The following is an 18,829-nucleotide window of genomic DNA, read 5'->3' as shown; positions in this document are numbered from 1 at the left end:
TTGGATGCAGGAGACCCATGCCCGACCTGCCGACCCCGAAGGACGCCGCGGAGGCCGCGCTGTTCTCCGAGTGCTGGGACGCCGTCCTGTCGTATGCGGACCTGTGCACGTCCGGCTCGACCGCGGCCAACCAGCTGGCCCGTGAGGCGTTCGCGCTCGGCATACACGAGGCCCGCGCCGCCGAGGACGGTACCGCGCGCAATGCCGGCCGCCGCTCGTCCCGGCTGCCCCGGATCCCCATGCTGCTGACCGCCGTACGCAACACGGCGGCCGCCTGGGAGGCCGAGGGACAGGGCCACAAACTCGACCCCGATCTGCGCCTGTGGCTCAACTCGGACAAGGCCTGGCGCTACACCGGCCCGCCCCTGAGCCGCCCCATCGCCCTGCGCGGACTGCGCGACATGGGCGAGTCGGACGCCACCCTGCTGTGGCTGGCGGAGGTGGAGGCGCTGCCGCTGCGCGCCGTCGTCCGCCGCCAGGGCCTGGACCCGGACGCCTCCGTCGAGGAACTGAACCAGGTGCGCGGCCTGTTCCGGGACCGCTGCCACCGCAACCACCTCGACACGCCGATGAGCGCGGAGTGCCGTTCCTACGTCCGGCTGCTCGACGCCGTCACCCGCTCACCCGGCGCCGAGACCCCCGACGACCTCTCCCGCCACCTCGCCACCTGCGTGGAGTGCGCCGAGGCCGCCGCCTGTCTGCGTCTGCACGGCGGCGGGCTGCCCGCCGCCCTCGCCGGCGGGGTCATCGGCTGGGGCGGCCTCGCCTACCTGGAGCGCCGCCGACGCGCCGCCGAGGTCCGCCTGGGCGTACGCCCCGACGCCCCGGACCCGGAGGGCGACGCGGAGCGGGCCGCCGCGAACAAGGCGCGCTTCCGGCGCAACGGGCTGCTCGCCGCCGCCGTGCTGGTCTCGGGACTGGCGCTCGCCGCGTCGCTGATGCCCTTCGGCGACGGCGACATGGAAACCGGTGTGCAGGGCGCCCCCACGGACAGCACCCCGGTGGCCGGCTCCGGCTCCGCGCTGCCGTCCGCGGCTCCCGCGACCTCCGCCGCGCCGTCCTCCGCGTCCCCGACGCCGTCCCGCAGCGACACGCCGAGCGCGCCCGAGGACGAGAAGCCCGACCCCGAACCCCAGGGCACCTCCTCCTCCACCGCCGGCACGGGCGGAGGCTCGGACGCGGCCGTCTGCGCGGTCCGCTACGACCTCGTCAACCAGTGGCCCGACGGCTTCCAGGCCACCGTGACGGTCACCTCGCCCACCGCCCTGGACTCCTGGCGCGTCGCCTGGTCCTTCGAGGACGGGCAGCGGGTCGACCAGATGTGGGACGCGAGCGTCGCCCAGAACGGCACCCGCGTCACCGCCACCGCCGCCGACTACAACCGGTCCGTCCCCGCGGGCGGCACCCTCAGCTTCGGCTTCCTCGCCTCCTGGCAGGACACGAACCCGGCACCGGCCGAGTTCACGCTCAACGGGCAGGAGTGCACCGACTCCTGACCCGACCGCGGAAGAAATGGGGTGGCGTCCGCCCGTAAGGCTCCCTAACCTGACGGGGTCGTACGAGGACCAGAGGAACAGGAGGTGTGACCGATGACTGTCACCGACACGAGGGCCGCGCGCCGCGGCCGGACGATCATCCACTCCACCTCCGCGGTCTCCGGCTGACCACGTTCCTCACCTCGCGCCTTCGAGCGCCGCCGGGGCCGCCCTGTGAAGGGTTCCCCTTGTCTTCTTCCTCCTCCTTTTCGGCTTCGTCGCACCCTCTCGCCTCCCACGGCTGGGACGAGGGACGGGAAGCCGAGTTCATCCCCTACGCCGAGCAGGGACTCCTGCCCGGCCGTGTCGTGCGGGTCGATCGGGGCCTGTGCGATGTCGTCACCCCGGACGGCCTCGTCCGGGCCGACACCGAGTTCGTCGTCCCCCGCGACCCGATGAAGGTCGTCTGCACCGGCGACTGGGTCGCCGTCGACCCCGAGGGGGCCGATCCGCGGTACGTGCGGACCCTGCTGCCCCGCCGTACCGCCTTCGTCCGCTCCACCTCCTCCAAGCGGTCCGAGGGGCAGATCCTCGCCGCCAACGTCGACCACGCCGTCGTGGCGATGTCCCTGGCCGTGGAACTCGACCTCGGCCGGATCGAACGGTTCCTGGCGCTCGCCTGGGAGTCCGGCGCGCAGCCCGTCGTCGTGCTCACCAAGGCCGACCTGGTGCCCGACCCGGTCGCGCTGTCCTACCTCGTCCAGGACGTCGAGACCAGCGCGCCCGGCGTGCCGGTGCTCACCGTCTGCGCCCGCGACGGCGAGGGCGTCGAGGAACTCGCCGACCTGCTCGGGCGGGGCACGTCCGTGCTGCTCGGCGCGTCGGGCGCGGGCAAGTCCACGCTCGCGAACGCGCTCGTCGGCGCCGATGTGATGGACGTCCGGGCGACCCGTGACCAGGACGGCAAGGGGCGGCACACCACGACCACCCGCAATCTGCTGCCGCTGCCCGGCGGGGGCGTCCTCATCGACACACCCGGCCTGCGCGGGGTCGGCCTGTGGGACGCTGGCAGCGGTGTCGGGCAGGTGTTCTCCGAGATCGAGGAGTTCGCCCGGGACTGCAGGTTCCAGGACTGCGCGCACGACTGCGAACCGGGGTGCGCGGTGCGCGCCGCCGTCGACGAGGGGGAACTCCCCCAGCGGCGGCTGGAGAGCTACCGCAAGCTCGTCCGCGAGAACCAGTGGATCGTCGCCAAGTCCGACGCCCGGGTACGGGCCGGCATCCGCCAGGACTGGAAACGCAAGCAGGCGCAGGGCCGGGCGGCGGGGGACGCCAAGCGGGGCCGCAGCCCCTGGCAGCCCGCCCCGCCCCGCTGACCGCCTCCCGCACCACCGTCATGTCCGATTTCCGCTAGCAGGGTTCCCGTCGCGGGCGAAGACTGGAACCCATGACGGGCCAGGACACCAGGTACGACACGCCGTACGACACCAGGTACGAGGCGGTGCGCAGCCGGGACGCCCGGTTCGACGGGGAGTTCTTCTTCGCCGTCGAGACCACCGGCATCTACTGCCGGCCCAGCTGCCCCGCCGTCACCCCGAAGCGGCACAACGTGCGCTTCTTCGCGACGGCCGCCGCCGCGCAGGGCTCGGGCTTCCGGGCCTGCCGGCGGTGCCGCCCGGACGCCGTGCCCGGCTCGGCCGACTGGAATGTGCGCGCCGACGTGGTGGGCCGGGCCATGCGGCTGATCGGGGACGGCGTGGTCGACCGGGAGGGCGTCGCCGGGCTCGCCGCCCGGCTCGGCTACAGCGCCCGCCAGGTGCAGCGTCAGCTGACCGGCGAACTCGGCGCGGGCCCCGTCGCCCTCGCCCGCGCGCAGCGCGCCCACACCGCGCGGGTCCTGCTCCAGACGACCGGCCTGCCGGTCACGGAGATCGCGTTCGCGTCGGGCTTCGCCAGCGTGCGCCAGTTCAACGACACGGTCCGGGCCGTGTACGCGGCGACCCCGACCGAGCTGCGGGCCGCCGTCCGCACGTCCCGCCGTACGGCCACCCCGGCCGCCGGGATCCCGCTGCGGCTCGCCCACCGCGGCCCCTACCGGGCGGGCCCGGTCTTCGACCTGCTGGAACAGGAAGCCGTGGCCGGGGTGGAGGAGGTGAGCGGACCGGCCGGCGCGCGGACGTACCGCCGTACGCTCCGCCTCCCCTACGGCACCGGGATCGTCGCCGTCGACGAGCGGCCGGGCGACCCGGGCCGCGCCTCGGCGCTCCATCCCGGCGGCTGGCTCGACGCCCGGCTGCACCTCACCGACCCGCGCGACCTCACCACCGCCGTCCAGCGACTGCGCCGGCTGTTCGACCTGGACGCCGACCCGTACGCCGTCGACGAGCGGCTCGGCGCCGACCCGCGGCTCGCCCCGCTCGTCGCCGCCCGGCCCGGACTGCGGGCTCCGGGGGCCGCCGACCCGGAGGAGTACGCCGTACGGGCCCTGGTCGGCCGGACGGAGGCCGAGCTGCTCGTGCGCGCCCACGGCAAGGCCCTGGACGCGCCCTGCGGCACCCTCACCCATCTCTTCCCGGAACCGGCCGCCCTGGCGGAGGCCGTCGGCCCGCTCGCCGTCGCCCTCGCGGACGGGACCGTACGCCTCGACCCCGGCACCGACCGGGACGAGGCCGAGGCCGCCCTGCTCGCCGTACCCGGTCTGGACGCCCGTACCGTGGCGGCCATCAGGGCCCGGGCCCTCGGCGACCCCGACGTCGCGCCGCCCGGGGTGGACGTACCCGACACCTGGCGTCCCTGGCGGACGTACGCCCTTCACCACCTGCGTGCAGCGGAGGAAACCCCATGACCCCCCTGACCCCCCTGACCCCCACGACCGCGCACGGGCCCGTGTACTGGACCAGCGTCGGCAGTCCGCTCGGTCCACTGCTCCTGACCGCCGACGCCGACGGCGCGCTGACCTCGCTGTCCGTGCCCGGGCAGAAGGGCGGACGCAAGGTCCAGGACGCCTGGCGGCAGGACCCGGGTCCCTTCCGGGCCGCCGAGGAGCAACTCGCCGCCTACTTCGCAGCCGAGCTGAAGGAGTTCCGGCTGGAGCTGCGCGCCGAGGGAACGGCATTCCGCGAACGGGTGTGGGCCGCACTCGACACCGTCCCCTACGGGGCGACCACGACGTACGGCGAGATCGCCGCCCGCGTCGGCGCCTCCCGGGCGGCCGTACGGGCCGTCGGCGGGGCGATCGGCGCGAACCCTCTGCTGATCCTGCGCCCCTGTCACCGCGTCATCGGCGCCGACGGCTCCCTCACGGGCTACGCGGGCGGCCTGGAGCGCAAGATCCGGCTGCTCGAGCTGGAGGGGGTGGCGCGGTGGTGAGGTGCTGGGGTGAGGCCCTGGCGTGAAAAAGGTGCCGTCGGAGGCGTCGGAAACGGCCCCTGACGGCCCTCGGCGAGGGCTTGGGATCCGGAGCGCGACACCACCGGCCCCACCGTCGCCGTCCCGCGCCCGCGCCCGTCAGACACTCACCCGCGCCCTCCCGCCACCCGGCCCGAGCCGGCCTTCCGTGTCCGCCGCACGTAGGTTCTCCCCAGCGCCGGACGAGCGACAGGGGAGTAGGTAATGGATCGTCACATACGCACCGTGGACGACGTGTTGACGCTGCTGGACGGGCTGTTCGCGCCGGACGCCGACCGGTGGACGGCCTACGGGGCCTCCTGGTGGGACGGCTTCTACGCGGATCGGTCCAAGCCCGTCCCGTTCTTCGTGGCGAAGCCCGACGAGAACCTGGTGTCGTACCTCGACCGTGGCCTGATCGCACCCGGCCGTGCCCTCGACCTCGGCTGCGGACCGGGCCGCAACGCCCTGTACCTCGCCTCCCGGGGCTTCGAGGTGGACGCCGTGGACCTCTCCCCGACGGCCGTCGCCTGGGCCGAGGACCGGGCCCGCGAGGCGGGGGCGGGGGCCGGCCGGATCCGGTTCCACTGCGGCGACGTTTTCGCCCTCACCGCGGCCGGTTCCGGCCTTGACGGCCCCTACGACCTGATCTACGACTCCGGCTGCTTCCACCACCTGCCACCGCACCGTCGGATCAGCCACCTCGCCCTGCTGGACCGCGCCCTGGCCCCCGGCGGGCACTTCGCCCTCACCTGTTTCGCCTCCGGCCGGATGGGCTCGGAGCTCCCCGACGAGGCCTTCTACCACCGCTCCCGTCTGGAGGGCGGCCTCGCCTACACCCCCGAGTCACTGCGCCGGATCTTCCGCGACCTGACCGAGATCGAGCTGCGCGGCATGCGGGAGCAGAAGGCCGAGTCGCCCACCTTCGGCGAGCCCTTCCTCTGGACGGCCCTGTTCCGCCGGCCCCAACCACTTGCGCGTCGCGTCACCCCCACAGCACCGCGCCCAGCCACGCGCCCATGATCAGCAGGCAGGTGAACAGTTCCGCCAGGACGCTCCAGCCGGCCGAGCGCATCGCCGTGCGTTCGGCCGCGCGGGCCTCGCCGTGGCGGCCCAGGCGGAGGCGCTCGGAGAGGTAGACGCCGCCCACGAAGCCGGGGATCGCGCCGAGCACGGGCAGCAGGAAGAAGCCGAGGAACGCGCCGACCCCGGCGTACACCGCCATCCGGGGCGTCGCGCCGCTCTCCCGCAGTCGGCGGGGCGGCAGCGCCCAGCGCACCACCTGGCTCAGGAACAGTGCGACCGTGGCGCCCACGAGCACCCACCAGGCGACCGGCTGCGGATCCTTCAGCGCCCACCACAGGACCGCGGACCACACCAGCCACGACCCCGGCACGCCGGGCACCAGCACTCCGCACAGGCCGAGCAGGATGACCAGACCGACCAGCAGGAGTTCCCACGCTCCCATCTGCCCAGAGTGCCGGAATCAGCAGGAACCCGCAGGTCAAGAGGTACGCGGGCGCGGGGCGCGGCTAGTGCTCGCGGGTCACCCAGCCGCGCTCGTACGCGACCCAGCCCAGCTGTAGCCGGGTGGAGACGCCCGTCAGCTCCATCAGCCCCTTCACCCGGCGCTGTACGGTCCGCAGGCCCAGGTCGAGCTGCTTGGCGACGCTCGCGTCGGTGAGCCCGGCCAGCAGCAGGGAGAGGATCTCCAGGTCGACGGCGTCGGGGCCGGCCGGACCCTGCTCCACCACACCGCCCGCGCCGAGCCCGAGGGGCAGGGCGTCCCGCCACACCGCCTCGAACAGACCCGACAGGAGCTCCAGGAGGCCGCTGGCGTGCACCACCAGGGCGGCGGGCTCCGCCGAGCGGCCGGTGAGCGGCACCAGGGCGAGCGAGCGGTCGGCCACGACCAGCTTCGTCGGCACCCGCTCCACCACCCGCACCTGCTCGTCGCGGCCGAGCGCGGCGGTCAGTTCCGTGACACCGTCCGGCTGACGCAGGACCTCGCGCTCGAGGACGACGCGGTAGCGCACCCCGCGCTCGGCCGCCCGCTCCTCCGCGTCGTTCTCCACCCCGGTCACCGCCACCGGGGTGCCGGTGACCAGCGCGCACACCTCGTGGCTCGCGCCCAGCTGGATCTGCAGGAAACGCTGGGTGACCGCCGCCGCGCCCGTCACCACCTCGACCAGGTCGTGCACCGACGGTTCGGTGGCCGTCGCCCGGTACTCCTCGGCGAGCAGCGCGGCCGCCAGCTCCGCCTTCTCCAGTTCGTGCCGCTGCTGGGTGAGCAGCGCGCCCAGGGCGACGCCCGGCGGCGCGGCGACCCAGCGGCCGGGCCGGCCCGAGGACTGCGCCGCGAGACCGTGCCGCTCCAGCCGGCGCAGGGCGCGCTCGGTGTCGTACTCGCCGAGGGCCAGCCGGCGCGCCAGGTCGGGCACGTCGGCGGCGCCCACCGACACCAGCGCCCGGTACGCAGTCTCGTGCGTCTCGTCGAGCCCAATCGCTCCCAGCATCGGGTGCGGTCCCTTCTTCCACGGTCAAGGGGCGGCGATCCAAGGGGTGGCGGGAAACGGTCACGGCGTAAACCCGCCGCCGCACATCATCGCCGTACCGCAGGTCACTCTGCCAAGGTGTGGCCACGGCGGGAAGACGTGATCATCCACAGCGCATCTCCAGGAACGCCGTGCACACTTCGGCTCCGGGCCGGGCACAGCTCTGCCCCGGAACGTGGTCCGGGCTCATGACGCGCAGGGGCGCATAGGGGATCTGAGCACGGGTCACCTCAAGGTCGCCGGGCGGTTCTCCCGTGGGGGGTGGGACCGCCCGGCGATCGTCGCCCCTGAACCCCCGTACGCATGTTCGGCGGTGGAGACGGTGGCGCATTTTCCGGATGCCCCGTTTTCATACGGCCCGTGCGGTGGACAATTAGGGGCATGAGCCAGCAGGGGGGAAGGCCCACCGGTCCCGAGGACGACTGGTGGGGGCAGCTGTACGACGACTCCACCGCGGACATGGGCCCCGCGCCCACCGCCGACTCCCTCGACGACCGCTTCGCCTCGGCGGCGGGAGCGGTGCGCTCCGCGGGTCCGGCGGACACCGTTCCGCAACCCCGTACGGAACAGCCCGTACGGGACGGGCAGCCGGCCGACTGGTGGCTGCCCGAGGACCCGGCGCCGGGAGCCGGACCGGGATCGGGGCCGGGGCCGGGGGCGGGGGCGGAGCCGGGACCTGGGGCGTCGGCAGCTCAGGCCACGGTCCCACCGCCGCGCAACGGCACCACGCCCACCGCGGAAACCGCTCGCGACACGGCCCGGGCGCCCGCGGACGCGCCTCCCGCGGACGCGACCCCCGAGCCCCCGGCTCCGGCGGACGCGGCTCCGGCGGGCCCTGCTCCCGAGACCCCGCCGTCCCCGGTTCCGAATGCCTTCCCGCCCGGTCCGCTGCCCCCCGGCTTCCCTCATCAGGCGCCCGCGGACCCCGCCCCCGAGGCGCCCCCGGCCGACGCGCCGACCGTGTCCGTCAGCGGCACCGCCGGCCCCCTCGTGCCCACCGAGACCCCCGAGCCCCGGACCGCCACCGCCCTCGACCTGCCCGTCCTGCGGGACCGGCCCAAGGCCTACGTCGGCTCCCGGCCCCCCACCTACGACGCCGAGCCCACCGCCCTCCCGCCCGCCGACCCGGACCGGCTGGACGACCTGGTCGCCGACACCGTATTGGACGGGGCCCGGTACGGGACCTGTGCGCTGCGGGCCGCGTCGGTACGGGGGGACTCCGCGCGGTACCGGGGTGAGCCGCGCCGGGATTCCCTGCTCACCGCCCGTTTCGGCACGGGCGCGCAGGCGCTGCTGCTGGTCGCGATGGCGACCGGCGCGCGGGCGACGCCGGGCGCGCACCGGGCGGCCGCCGAGGCGTGCCAGTGGATCGGGCGGGCCGTGGGCCGCAGCCACGTCCGGCTCGCCCAGGACATAAGGGCCGGCCGGCGCGGCGACCTGAAGTCGGGACTGCACCGCCTCACCGACCGCAGCCTCGGCCGGCTGCGCGCCAGCGCCGCCGAACAGGGCCTGGAGCCCGACGAGTACACGGCCACCCTGCGCTGTCTGCTGCTGCCCGCCGACCCCGGGTGCCGCACCCGCGTGTTCTTCGGCGTGGGCGCCGGCGGACTGTTCCGGCTGCGCGGAGGGGAGTGGCAGGACATCGAGCCGCGGGTCGGCGAGATCGCCGGGGAACCCGTCGTCGGGTTCGGGTCGCTGCCCGCCGAGACACCCGACGGCGACCGCCTCACCATGGACCTCGGCATCCCGACTCCGCCCAGCCCCTTCGACGCGCCCCCCGAGCCGCCCCGCGACCCCTTCCGCTTCCGTGCCTCCGTAGCCCGTCCGGGTGACACCCTGCTGATGTGCACGGGCGGCCTCGCCGACCCCCTGCGCGGCGAACCCGAACTCTCCGCCCACCTCACGCAACGCTGGTCGGACCCCACCCCGCCCGGGCTCGCCGCGTTCCTCGCCGACACCCAGGTGCGGGTCAAGGGCTACGCCGACGACCGTACGGCCGCCGCCGTCTGGGAGGCGTGACGGCGCTGCCGCGGCCACTGTGGAGGGAGGTACCCGAGGCAGGACAGTGAAGGGGTGCGTCCGGTCATGGCCAAGCAGAACGTCGCCGAACAGTTCGTGGACATCCTCGCCCGCGCCGGGGTCCGACGCCTGTACGGGGTGGTCGGGGACAGCCTCAACCCCGTGGTGGACGCGGTGCGCCGCAACTCCGCCGTCGAGTGGATCCAGGTCCGCCACGAGGAGACCGCCGCCTTCGCCGCCGGCGCCGAGGCGCAGATCACCGGCCGGCTGGCCGCCTGCGCGGGCTCCTGCGGCCCCGGCAACCTGCACCTCATCAACGGCCTCTACGACGCCCACCGCTCGATGGCCCCCGTCCTCGCCCTCGCCTCCCACATCCCCTCCGCCGAGATCGGCCTGGGCTATTTCCAGGAGACCCACCCGGACCAGCTCTTCCGCGAGTGCAGCCACTACAGCGAGCTGATCTCCAGCCCCCGGCAGATGCCCCGGCTGCTGCACACCGCCATCCAGAACGCGGTCGGCCGCGGCGGCGTCAGTGTGGTCTCCCTCCCCGGTGACATCGCCTCCGAGCCCGCGCCCGAGAAGTCCGCCGAGACCGCCCTCGTCACCACCCGGCCCACCGTCCGCCCCGGCGACGCCGAGATCGACGCACTGGTCCGGATGATCGACGAGGCCGGCAAGGTCACCCTGTTCTGCGGCAGCGGCACGGCCGGCGCGCACGCCGAGGTCATGGAGTTCGCCGGGAAGATCAAGTCGCCCGTGGGGCACGCCCTGCGTGGCAAGGAGTTCATCCAGTACGACAACGAGTTCGACGTCGGGATGAGCGGTCTCCTCGGCTACGGCGCGGCCTACGAGGCCACCCACGAGTGCGACCTGCTGATCCTGCTGGGCACTGACTTCCCGTACAACGCCTTCCTCCCCGACGACGTGCGGATCGCCCAGGTCGACGTCCGGCCCGAACACCTGGGCCGCCGCTCCCGGCTGGACCTCGCGGTGTGGGGCGATGTGCGCGAGACGCTGCGCTGTCTCATCCCGCGGGTGCGGCCCAAGGACGACCGGCGGTTCCTCGACCGGATGCTCAAGAAGCACGCGGACGCGCTGGAGGGGGTGGTGAAGGCGTACACCCGGAAGGTGGAGAAACACGTTCCGCTGCACCCCGAGTACGTCGCCTCCGTCCTCGACGAACTCGCCGACGAGGACGCCGTGTTCACCGTGGACACCGGGATGTGCAACGTCTGGGCCGCCCGCTATCTCACCCCCAACGGCCGCCGCCGGGTGATCGGTTCCTTCTCCCACGGCTCCATGGCGAACGCGCTGCCCATGGCGATCGGCGCCCAGTTCACCGACCGCCGACGCCAGGTCGTGTCGATGTCCGGCGACGGCGGATTCACCATGCTGATGGGCGACTTCCTGACCCTCGTGCAGTACGACCTCCCCGTGAAGGTCGTGCTGTTCGACAACTCCTCCTTGAGCATGGTCGAGTTGGAGATGCTGGTCGCCGGACTGCCCTCGTACGGCACCCACAACAAGAACCCCGACTTCGCCGCGGTGGCCCGCGCCTGCGGGGCCTTCGGGGTACGGGTGGAGAAGCCCAAGCAGCTCGCCGGCGCGCTCAAGGACGCCTTCCGGCACAAGGGGCCGGCCCTGGTCGACGTCGTCACCGACCCCAACGCCCTGTCCATCCCGCCGAAGATCAGCGCCGAGATGGTGACCGGTTTCGCCCTGTCCGCCTCGAAGATCGTCCTGGACGGCGGGGTCGGCCGGATGCTCCAGATGGCCCGCTCCAACCTCCGCAACGTTCCCCGCCCCTGAAGCGTGCCGCTACGAGGCGGCGATCGCGGAGCGCAGGATGTCCGTCGCGCACCGCGAACGCATGATCGACCGGCCCCGTTCGGCTCGCGCCCGGCGCTCGTCGTCGTGGTCGACGTAGTACCGGCAGAGGTCCACGATCTCCGCGTAGTCGCCGAAGGCCGCTCCGTCGGCGAACGGTGCCTCCTCCTCCGGGCCGCTGCCGCGTTCGGACACCACGAACCTGCCGTTGGCCAGAAGGTAGGACACCCGCACGATCTCGAAGACCTTGGCCTCGTAGAAGTGAACGTTCAGGACGATCTTCGCCCTGGCGATCAGGGCGTCACGCTCGTCGCCGTACAGCCCGAACCGCGCCACCGCGTTCAGTCCGGCGGCTTCGAGCTGCCGGATCGTCTCCAGACGGCGCTCGTTCAGCGAGCCGACGAACAGCACGTCGATGTCCTCCTCGGGCGCCGGGCGCATCCGTTCCAGTTCCGGGACGTGACCGATCGGGACGTGATGGACGTCGTGCACACCCATGCGCTCGAGTGCGCGGATGTTGAGAGTGCTGTAGTCCCAGACCGTGTGCTTGCGGAACAGACGCAGCAGTTCCTCGGTGACCCACGGCGATCCACCCTGGATCTGCTCGAGGTTGTACAGGATCGCGTCGTCCGGGATGTCGACGGGGTACGACGGAAGCAGATTGCATCCGAGGACGATGTGCCGGCGGCCGGCCGGCCGGGGGTCATGGGTGAGGACGCTGTCATGGCCGAGGCGCGACAGCGCGCAGTGCACCGTCGTGGCGACCTCCTGGAACGCCTCCCAGTGCTGGTAACCGGGCGGGCGGAGAATGGTGACGGCGTATCGCATGGCCATCACCATAGGTGAATTGTCCGCCTGTGCGGCTTTCTCTCGCGGTCGCGTCAGGGCGTGTACGGCTGCCATGCGCGCGCCGACGTGTCGTAGAGGTACCGCGGCAGCCCCTCGACGGCGCTCGTGCGGAACGGGCGGCCGTGGTCGTCGATGCGGACCGTTCCGGTGCGGCCCTGGGAGGACCAGTCGAGTTCCAGGTACCAGGCGCAGTCGCAGGTCTTCGTGCGCGCCGTGACCAGCAGCACCTCCGGGTCCTGCGCGGACACCCGGTAGGGCAGGCGGATCGCCGGGATCGGGGTGCCCGCGTCATTGCCGGCGACCGGGTGTGCGATCGGGCGGTCCTTGTCCAGGTCGACCGCGAAGTACCGCTCGCTGAGCGAGCTGCCGCATCCCTGGTCCATCGCGTAGACGGTGCCCGGCGCGGGCGTGGCCCGGCCGGCGACCCGGACCCGCAGCGCCGTCAGCACGACGGCCGTGGAGCTGCGGCCCTGCACCGAGATCTCCACGTTGGTCTCCCGCCCGTGCACGGCTCCCTGGGCCGTCGCCCAGGGCCCGGCGTCCTGCTCCGCCGGGGGTGGCGGCACCCGTGCCGGCGGCTTGTCGACGACGTAGTCGTGATCGCAGCCGAGCGCCCAGACCTGGGAGTCGGCGGTCCAGGCGAGCGGCACGCCCGACGCCGGGGCGGCGGACGTCGGACCGGCCGAGGACGGGGCGGACGGGTCCGTGTCCGTCCGGCCGGGGGAGGGCGCGAGGGCGCCGGGGGTGAGGGAGACGGTGGGCGTGAGGGAGGAGTGGGGTGCCGTCGTGGGCGTCGTAGGAGTCGACGACGGGTCGGCGGAGGACGGGGCCGGAGCACTGGAGGCCGGGCGGCCGTCGCCGGGCAGCGCGGACAGCGTGCCCAGGGTGGCGAGCAGCACACAGCCGACACCGAGAAGGACCACGCCACGACGCCGGCGGTACCAGGGGCGGAACCCGGCCTCCTCGCCACCGGACGCCGGCCCGCCTGCGACCGCACCCTGCGGCGCTGCCTCGTCCGGGGTGTGCGCGACCCCGGCGGCCGGGCCGTGCGCCGCTGCCTCGTCCGGCGCCTGCGCGGTCGCGGTGGTCGAGTCCTGCGCCGCTGCCTGGTCCGGGGTTTGCGTGGTGGTGGTGTTCGGGCTGTGCGGCGCTGCCTGGTCCGGGGTTTGCGTGGTGGTGGTGTTCGGGCTGTGCGGCGCTGCCTGGTCCGGGGTTTGCGTGGTGGTGGTGTTCGGGCTGTGCGGCGCTGCCTCGTCCGGTGCCTGCGTCGTCGCGGTGGCCGAGCCAGGCATCGCTGCCTCGTCCCGCGCTTGCGCGGCTGTGGCCGTCGGCTCCTGTGTCGTCGTCTCGTCCGGCGCCTGCGATGCCCATGCCCCCGCCGCGCCCCGGCCCCGCTGCTGGCGGGACGCCGCCGCGTGCAGCCAGCGGCGGTGCAGTTCGAGGCGTTCCCCGGGGGTCGCCCCGCAGAACTCCGCGAGCCGTTCCACGGGGGCGAAGTCCTGGGGTACGGCCTCTCCGGCGCAGTAGCGGTGCAGTGTCGAGGTGTTCATGCCCACGCGGCGTGCCAGGGAGCCGTAGCTGCGTCCCGTACGCGCCTTCAGTTCCGTCAGCAGTGCCGCGAACTCCGTGACGTCCTCACCGCTCGACACCGTGGCCCCCGACCTCGTCCCGGCCCGGGCGGTCATCCCAGGCACTCGTATACCTGCACGTCAGATGGGCTGGGATGGTTCCACCACCGCCGATCGGGCGAAGGGCGTTGCCCCGGAGCCCCGGCTCGGCCGATGCTCTTGGTGTCGCCGGACGGACCCGGCCGGGCGGACCACCCGGCGCCCCGGCGGCACGTCGCATCCACCCACCCACTCACGGGGGACACCCATGCCCAAGCACACCCGAGCAGCCGCGCTCACGGCGCTCGCCACCGCCGGACTCACCCTCGCCACCGTGCTCGCCGCTCCGGCGGGCGCCGCCCCGAGGGTGCCCGGCTTCCTCGCCGCCAAGGACCTTCCGCCGCACCCGAGTTCCCCCTGGACGGCCGGCCGGGTCACCGCCGGCGTTCCGGAGGAGGTGGAACTGGACCGCTGCCTGGGCATGGCGCTCGGCGGCGGCCGGGACACCTGGTACCGCGACTTCCGCACCGACCTCGACACCTCGGCCCGCCAGGTCACCGTCGAACTGCCGAGCGTCAGCGCGGCGAAGGGCCGGTTCTCGCGGCTGAACCGGGACATCAGGTCCTGCCCCGTCCGGATCGAGCGGGCCGACCCGGAGATCGAGGCCAGGCTCAAGGACTACGGCAAGGTGAACGTCGAGGAGGGCGCCCGGGTCTACGGCCTGCACACCGAGACCTCCTGGGGTGCGACCGACATCCGCCTGATCTCCGTCGGCCGTGACGGCCGGACCGTGACGGTCGTGGACTGGGGGCAGCTCGGCGACTTCGGGGACGCCCCGGTGAAGGCCTTCAAGAAGACGACGGCCAAGGCCGTCAACAAGCTCCACTGACCGGAAACGGGACGCGCACCTGACCGCCGCGACCCACCGCATTCCGGCCAACTTCGCCCGTCCGGGTGGTTGCGCGGGCGCACGCCCCTCCCGCGGGCGCCCGTGCCGCCGTACGGCGGCGGCCGCGGCCGGAATCGGGGTCCGGCACGGGTGCTGCGGGCGTGCCGTGGGCTCCGCACTCGTGTCCGGCGGGGTGCTGCCGCGGTGCCGGTGCCCCGCTTGCCCGTCCGGGCCCCGCCGCCCGGCCCGTACAGGCCCCCGGGTGCGCCCCCGGGGACCGGTCGAACATGGCCGAACATCCGGGCGTGGACGATTCGACATGACTGGCGCCGTGCCGACCGGGCAAGGATCCCCGTGAACGTGTTCGAGCAGGAGGGGAACCGACATCGGCACGCGGGCGGGGGTCATGAAGAGGCAGGCACGAGGCAGCGGTCCGACGACGATCGCGAGCACCTCGGCGGCGGAACGGAACACGGAGACCGCGGAGACGGACGACGCCGTGGACACGCAGCTCAGTCGCAGACTCGGGCGGGCGGACCTGCGGGCGGTGCCCGAGGCGCGCCGCGCGCTGCGCGAGCTGTTGCGGGGGTGGGGGAAGCCCGGGCGGTCGGAGACGGCGGAACTGCTCACCAGCGAGCTCGTCACCAACGCGCTCGTGCACACCGACGACGACGCGGTCCTGACGGCCACCGTGTCACCGGCCGGCCTCAGGGTGGAGGTGCGGGACTCGGTGCCGGGCCGCCCGCGGCCGAGTGTGCCGAACGCCGACGACAGCACACACGGCCGCGGGCTGGTCCTGGTGCAGTCCCTCGCGGACTCCTGGGGGGTCCGGGCGCAGGGGGCGGGGAAGGTCGTCTGGTTCGAGCTGGCCGCCGGAGCGGCCTGAGGCGGAAACGCCACGGGAAGGGGGCGCGACCGCCGAGGTCGCGCCCCCTTCCCGTGGTGTCATCGGCCGGTCGTCAGCCGAACTGCTGCTCCAGGTCCTTGAGCTTGCGCTCCAGGGAGTCCAGCCGCGGCAGTGCCATGGTGTCGTCCTCCGCCGTGAGGTCGACGGAGTACGCGTCGGAGGACTGGCGGACCGGCTGCAGGGAGGGCCGCTGGCGGACGGGCAGCTGCTCCGCCGCGTTGGCTATGGCAGGCTCCGCGGACAGCCGCTCGGCCCCGGCGGGCTCCAGCGCCGCCGCCTGGCCCGGCTCCAGCTGGCGGCCACCGCCACCGCCGCCGCCACCCCGGCCCGGCCAGCGGCCGTGGCCCCGGCTGATCGCCTTCAGCTGGGCCCGCTCCAGGCGCTGCTCCTCGCGGCGGCGCAGCTTCGTCTCTTCCTTGCGGACCTTGTCCTCACGGACCTCCTCGACGGCCTCGTCCAGGCTGCGCACGCCCTCGAGGAGCATCAGCGACCACGCCTTGTAGGTCTCACGGGGGGCCCGCATCCAGCGCACGACGCGGATCTGCGGCAGCGGACGGGGCACCAGGCCCTGCTCGCGCAGCGCGGCGCGGCGGGTCTGCTTCAGGGCCCGGTCGAACAGCACGGCCGCCGAGAGCGACATGCCGGCGAAGAAGTGCGGGGCGCCCGCGTGCCCCAGGCCCCTGGGCGCGTGCACCCAGTTGAACCACGCGGCGGCACCGGCGAACGTCCACACGAGTATCCGGGAGCCGAGGGCCGCGTCACCGTGGGAGGCCTCGCGCACCGCGAGGACGGAGCAGAACATCGCCGCGCCGTCCAGGCCGAACGGCACCAGGTATTCCCAGCCGCCGGAGAGGCCGAGGTTCTGTTCGCCGAATCCGACCAGGCCGTGGAAGGAGAGCGCGGCGGCGACGGCCGCACAGCAGAACAGAAGGACGTAGGAGGCGGTGCCGTATATGGCCTCCTTGCGCCTGCGGCGCTCCTCGCTGCGCTCCCAGGAGTCGTCGGTCTTGGCGTGCTCCCCGGACCGCTTGCTGCGCGCGAGCACCGCCACCGCCGCCAGCATGCCCAGGAGCAGTACGGCGCCCGGAAGCAGCCAGTTCAGCGATATGTCGGTCAGTCTCATCTGGGGTCCCTTGCATTGGGATAGGGCGTAACGCCCGCCATAGTGGCCCAATCCCGCCGTCCCTCAGGGGGTTTCGGGGCAAGAGGCCGCCAAGGAAGTGCAAGGGGATGCCCAGGGCGACGTTCTGCTCGAACTGCCGCTTGAGGGGCGGGAGTTGAGTTCGAACAAGACTACCCGTACGGATGGTTCCACGGAAAGTTCCCGGGACTCGTGAGGAAATTGTGAATCAGCTGTAACCGCGGGGAAGTCTCGTCCGGGTGATCTTACGTGACCCCCGAAGGGGCCTTCCCCTCGGGGGGGTGTCTGAGGGGGGCTCAACTGGCGGCGGCCGCCGTGAGCTTGCCGACCCGGTCCGCGTCGCAGGTGCGCGGGCAGGTGGCGCAGGTGTCCTCCGGGCGCACCGTGTAGAACATGCAGCAGCTCGCCCGGTCCCGGGTGGGCAGCGACTCGCCGTCCGGACCGGTCAGTTCGCGGAAGGCCGCCGAGCCGACGTACGGCTTGGTGGCGCCCGGCAGCAGCAGCTCCAGCTCGTGCCGGGCCCGTTCCCGCTCGCCCTCGCCGAACAGATGGGCCACGTACCACAGGCCCTCGACGATCTCGTCCGTGACCATGCCCCACAGGGCGCGCCCGCGCCGCCGCGCCCGTGGCCCGAACCCGGCGAGCACCGGCTCGTGGTGCTCGGCCACCGCCGCCCGTACCTCCGAGCGCAGCGCCTCCTCGTCCGGGACCACCCGGGCGCCGGGCAGCGCCGCCGCCGGGTCGCCCGGCAGACAGGCGAACGACGTGGGCGGGTGGACGGCCATCCGCATGCCGTCGCCGGTGCGGTCGTACGAGACGTGCGTCACGGGATAGCGCGGCACCCGGCGGTGCAGGAACCAGGGCACGGTGATCAGCAGACAGGCCGGCCAGGCGTACCGGTGCAGTCCGAAGCTCGCGATCACGTCCGGGCGCGCCCGCTGCCCGTAGTCCCGTACGACCTGGGCGTCGTCCCAGGCCAGGAACGCGTCCAGGGCCGCCCCGCCCGCGGCGAGGTCGGTCGCGGCGACCCAGCCGCCGCCCCGGGGCGGCGGCGCGCCGGGTTCCAGCTCCGTGACGGTCAGGCCCGGGTAGACCTCCGTGAGGCGGGCGTAGGACTCCGCTGTGACCGACGGGGCTGAGGGCATGCCGGGACCACCGTTCCGGGAGTGACGTCAGGGACCTGGAGGGGCACAAGGGCCCGCTTTTGAAGGTAAGCCTAACCTTACCGATTCTCCTCGGGATTTGAACTGACGGCCAGTACGCCTAAGGTGCTTGACGGGCGAGTAACAACCCGCCGTAATCTCCCCAAGTACCGACACGTCCGCAGGAGGACCCGTGAAGCAGGGCACGCAGGGCTCCGCCGGAACGGGGATCCCCCGGGAGGACCCCGCCCGGGCCCGGGTCCCGGCCCAGCAGCGCGCCGCCTCCTCCCAGGAGCTGGACGGGGAGCGGTGCGGTCCGCAGGGCGCCGCCCGCGGCGAGCACACGCACAGCGAGACCCCGATCCCGCGCCCCCGCACCGTCGTCCAGCGCGCCTCCGTGCGCGGGCAGATCCTCGACGCGCTGCGCACCGCGCTGGTCTCCGGGGAGCTGCGCCCGGGCGAGGTGTACTCGGCGCCGGTGCTCGGCGAGCGTTTCGGGGTCTCGGCGACCCCGGTGCGCGAGGCGATGCAGCAGCTCGCGATGGAGGGCGCCGTCGAGGTCGTGCCCAACCGGGGCTTCCGGGTGGTCGAGCGCGGCGCACGGGAACTGGCCGAGCTGGCCGAGGTACGGGCCCTGATCGAGGTGCCGGTGATGCTGCGGCTGGCCCGTACCGTGCCGGCCGAGCGCTGGGCGGAGCTGCGGCCCCTGGCGGAGGCGACGGTACGGGCGGCGCACTCCGGCTGCCGGGCGACGTACGCCGAGGCGGACCGTGTCTTCCACCGGGCGCTGCTCGCCCTCGCCGGCAACGAGCAACTGGTCGCCGTGGCCGAGGACCTGCACCGGCGCGCCCAGTGGCCGCTGGTCGGCGGTCCCGCCTCCCGGGGCCGCGCCGACCTCGCCGCCGACGCGGCCGAGCACCTGGCCCTGCTGGACGCCCTGTCGGCAGGCGAGCCGGAGACCGTACAGCTGCTGGTGCGCAAGCACTTCGCGGGCGCGGCCTGAGCCCCCGACCGGCGCCCGCCGTCACATC

General features: G+C 73.8%; 16 protein-coding genes. 10 read left to right on the top strand and 6 right to left on the bottom strand.

The genetic code is table 11. The features are described 5' to 3' along the window. Nucleotides 1-17 precede the first annotated feature (17 nt). From ACIRF9_RS11040 to ACIRF9_RS11020, 5 genes are all read left to right on the top strand, one after another. Nucleotides 18-1,496 (top strand): cellulose binding domain-containing protein, encoded by a 1,479-nt coding sequence (locus ACIRF9_RS11040; RefSeq protein ID WP_403819185.1) that lies wholly within the window; start codon nucleotides 18-20, stop codon nucleotides 1,494-1,496. Nucleotides 1,497-1,723: 227 nt separating this feature from the next. Next, nucleotides 1,724-2,851 (top strand): ribosome small subunit-dependent GTPase A, encoded by a 1,128-nt coding sequence (gene rsgA, locus ACIRF9_RS11035; RefSeq protein WP_403819184.1) that lies wholly within the window; start codon nucleotides 1,724-1,726, stop codon nucleotides 2,849-2,851. A gap of 71 nt (nucleotides 2,852-2,922) precedes the next feature. Next, nucleotides 2,923-4,320 (top strand): bifunctional transcriptional activator/DNA repair enzyme AdaA, encoded by a 1,398-nt coding sequence (locus ACIRF9_RS11030; RefSeq protein ID WP_403819183.1) that lies wholly within the window; start codon nucleotides 2,923-2,925, stop codon nucleotides 4,318-4,320. After that, complete coding sequence (locus ACIRF9_RS11025; RefSeq protein WP_403819181.1) at nucleotides 4,317-4,844, top strand: methylated-DNA--[protein]-cysteine S-methyltransferase; 528 nt, start codon at nucleotides 4,317-4,319, stop codon at nucleotides 4,842-4,844. Before ACIRF9_RS11030 ends, ACIRF9_RS11025 begins: the two co-directional genes overlap by 4 nt. Nucleotides 4,845-5,087: 243 nt before the next feature. After that, entirely contained in the window at nucleotides 5,088-5,885 is a 798-nt protein-coding gene (locus ACIRF9_RS11020; RefSeq protein ID WP_403819179.1) for a class I SAM-dependent methyltransferase, read from the top strand. Here the strand turns inward: ACIRF9_RS11020 and ACIRF9_RS11015 are convergent. Both ACIRF9_RS11015 and ACIRF9_RS11010 read right to left on the bottom strand, forming a co-directional pair. Further along, complete coding sequence (locus tag ACIRF9_RS11015) at nucleotides 5,848-6,330, bottom strand: DUF456 domain-containing protein (RefSeq protein ID WP_403819177.1); 483 nt, start codon at nucleotides 6,328-6,330, stop codon at nucleotides 5,848-5,850. The genes ACIRF9_RS11020 and ACIRF9_RS11015 overlap by 38 nt on opposite strands. Before the next feature lie 64 nt (nucleotides 6,331-6,394). Then, nucleotides 6,395-7,378, bottom strand: coding sequence for a helix-turn-helix domain-containing protein (locus ACIRF9_RS11010; RefSeq protein WP_403819175.1), 984 nt, complete (start codon nucleotides 7,376-7,378; stop codon nucleotides 6,395-6,397). A gap of 420 nt (nucleotides 7,379-7,798) precedes the next feature. On the opposite strand from ACIRF9_RS11010, the gene ACIRF9_RS11005 reads away from it, so the two are divergent. Together ACIRF9_RS11005 and ACIRF9_RS11000 are read left to right on the top strand one after the other, a co-directional pair. Then, entirely contained in the window at nucleotides 7,799-9,436 is a 1,638-nt protein-coding gene (locus ACIRF9_RS11005; protein ID WP_403819173.1) for a PP2C family serine/threonine-protein phosphatase, read from the top strand. A gap of 66 nt (nucleotides 9,437-9,502) precedes the next feature. Beyond that, nucleotides 9,503-11,245: a pyruvate dehydrogenase gene (locus ACIRF9_RS11000; protein ID WP_403819172.1), complete on the top strand. Its 1,743-nt coding sequence runs from the start codon at nucleotides 9,503-9,505 to the stop codon at nucleotides 11,243-11,245. Between the two features lie 9 nt (nucleotides 11,246-11,254). Here the strand turns inward: ACIRF9_RS11000 and ACIRF9_RS10995 are convergent, their stop codons facing one another. Together ACIRF9_RS10995 and ACIRF9_RS10990 are read right to left on the bottom strand one after the other, a co-directional pair. Next, nucleotides 11,255-12,091 (bottom strand): glycosyltransferase, encoded by an 837-nt coding sequence (locus ACIRF9_RS10995; protein ID WP_403819171.1) that lies wholly within the window; start codon nucleotides 12,089-12,091, stop codon nucleotides 11,255-11,257. Between the two features lie 53 nt (nucleotides 12,092-12,144). Beyond that, complete coding sequence (locus ACIRF9_RS10990; protein WP_403819169.1) at nucleotides 12,145-13,797, bottom strand: helix-turn-helix domain-containing protein; 1,653 nt, start codon at nucleotides 13,795-13,797, stop codon at nucleotides 12,145-12,147. Between the two features lie 190 nt (nucleotides 13,798-13,987). On the opposite strand from ACIRF9_RS10990, the gene ACIRF9_RS10985 reads away from it, so the two are divergent. Next, complete coding sequence (locus ACIRF9_RS10985) at nucleotides 13,988-14,608, top strand: hypothetical protein (RefSeq protein WP_403819167.1); 621 nt, start codon at nucleotides 13,988-13,990, stop codon at nucleotides 14,606-14,608. A 406-nt stretch (nucleotides 14,609-15,014) separates the two neighbouring features. Further along, entirely contained in the window at nucleotides 15,015-15,494 is a 480-nt protein-coding gene (locus tag ACIRF9_RS10980) for an ATP-binding protein (protein WP_403819165.1), read from the top strand. 73 nt (nucleotides 15,495-15,567) lie between these two features. Here ACIRF9_RS10980 and ACIRF9_RS10975 read toward each other — a convergent pair whose 3' ends face one another. After that, complete coding sequence (locus ACIRF9_RS10975) at nucleotides 15,568-16,638, bottom strand: DUF2637 domain-containing protein (protein ID WP_403819163.1); 1,071 nt, start codon at nucleotides 16,636-16,638, stop codon at nucleotides 15,568-15,570. 314 nt (nucleotides 16,639-16,952) lie between these two features. Further along, nucleotides 16,953-17,801: a (2Fe-2S)-binding protein gene (locus tag ACIRF9_RS10970; protein WP_403819161.1), complete on the bottom strand. Its 849-nt coding sequence runs from the start codon at nucleotides 17,799-17,801 to the stop codon at nucleotides 16,953-16,955. A gap of 190 nt (nucleotides 17,802-17,991) precedes the next feature. On the opposite strand from ACIRF9_RS10970, the gene ACIRF9_RS10965 reads away from it, so the two are divergent. After that, nucleotides 17,992-18,801, top strand: coding sequence for a GntR family transcriptional regulator (locus ACIRF9_RS10965; protein WP_403819159.1), 810 nt, complete (start codon nucleotides 17,992-17,994; stop codon nucleotides 18,799-18,801). The last annotated feature ends 28 nt before the right edge of the window (nucleotides 18,802-18,829 follow it).

The sequence above is a fragment of the Streptomyces sp. NPDC096132 genome, from assembly GCF_044763345.1.
Classification (GTDB): Bacteria; Actinomycetota; Actinomycetes; order Streptomycetales; family Streptomycetaceae; genus Streptomyces.
The sequence above is the reverse complement of the archived record's forward strand: the minus strand, read 5'-3'. Positions and strand labels throughout refer to the sequence as shown.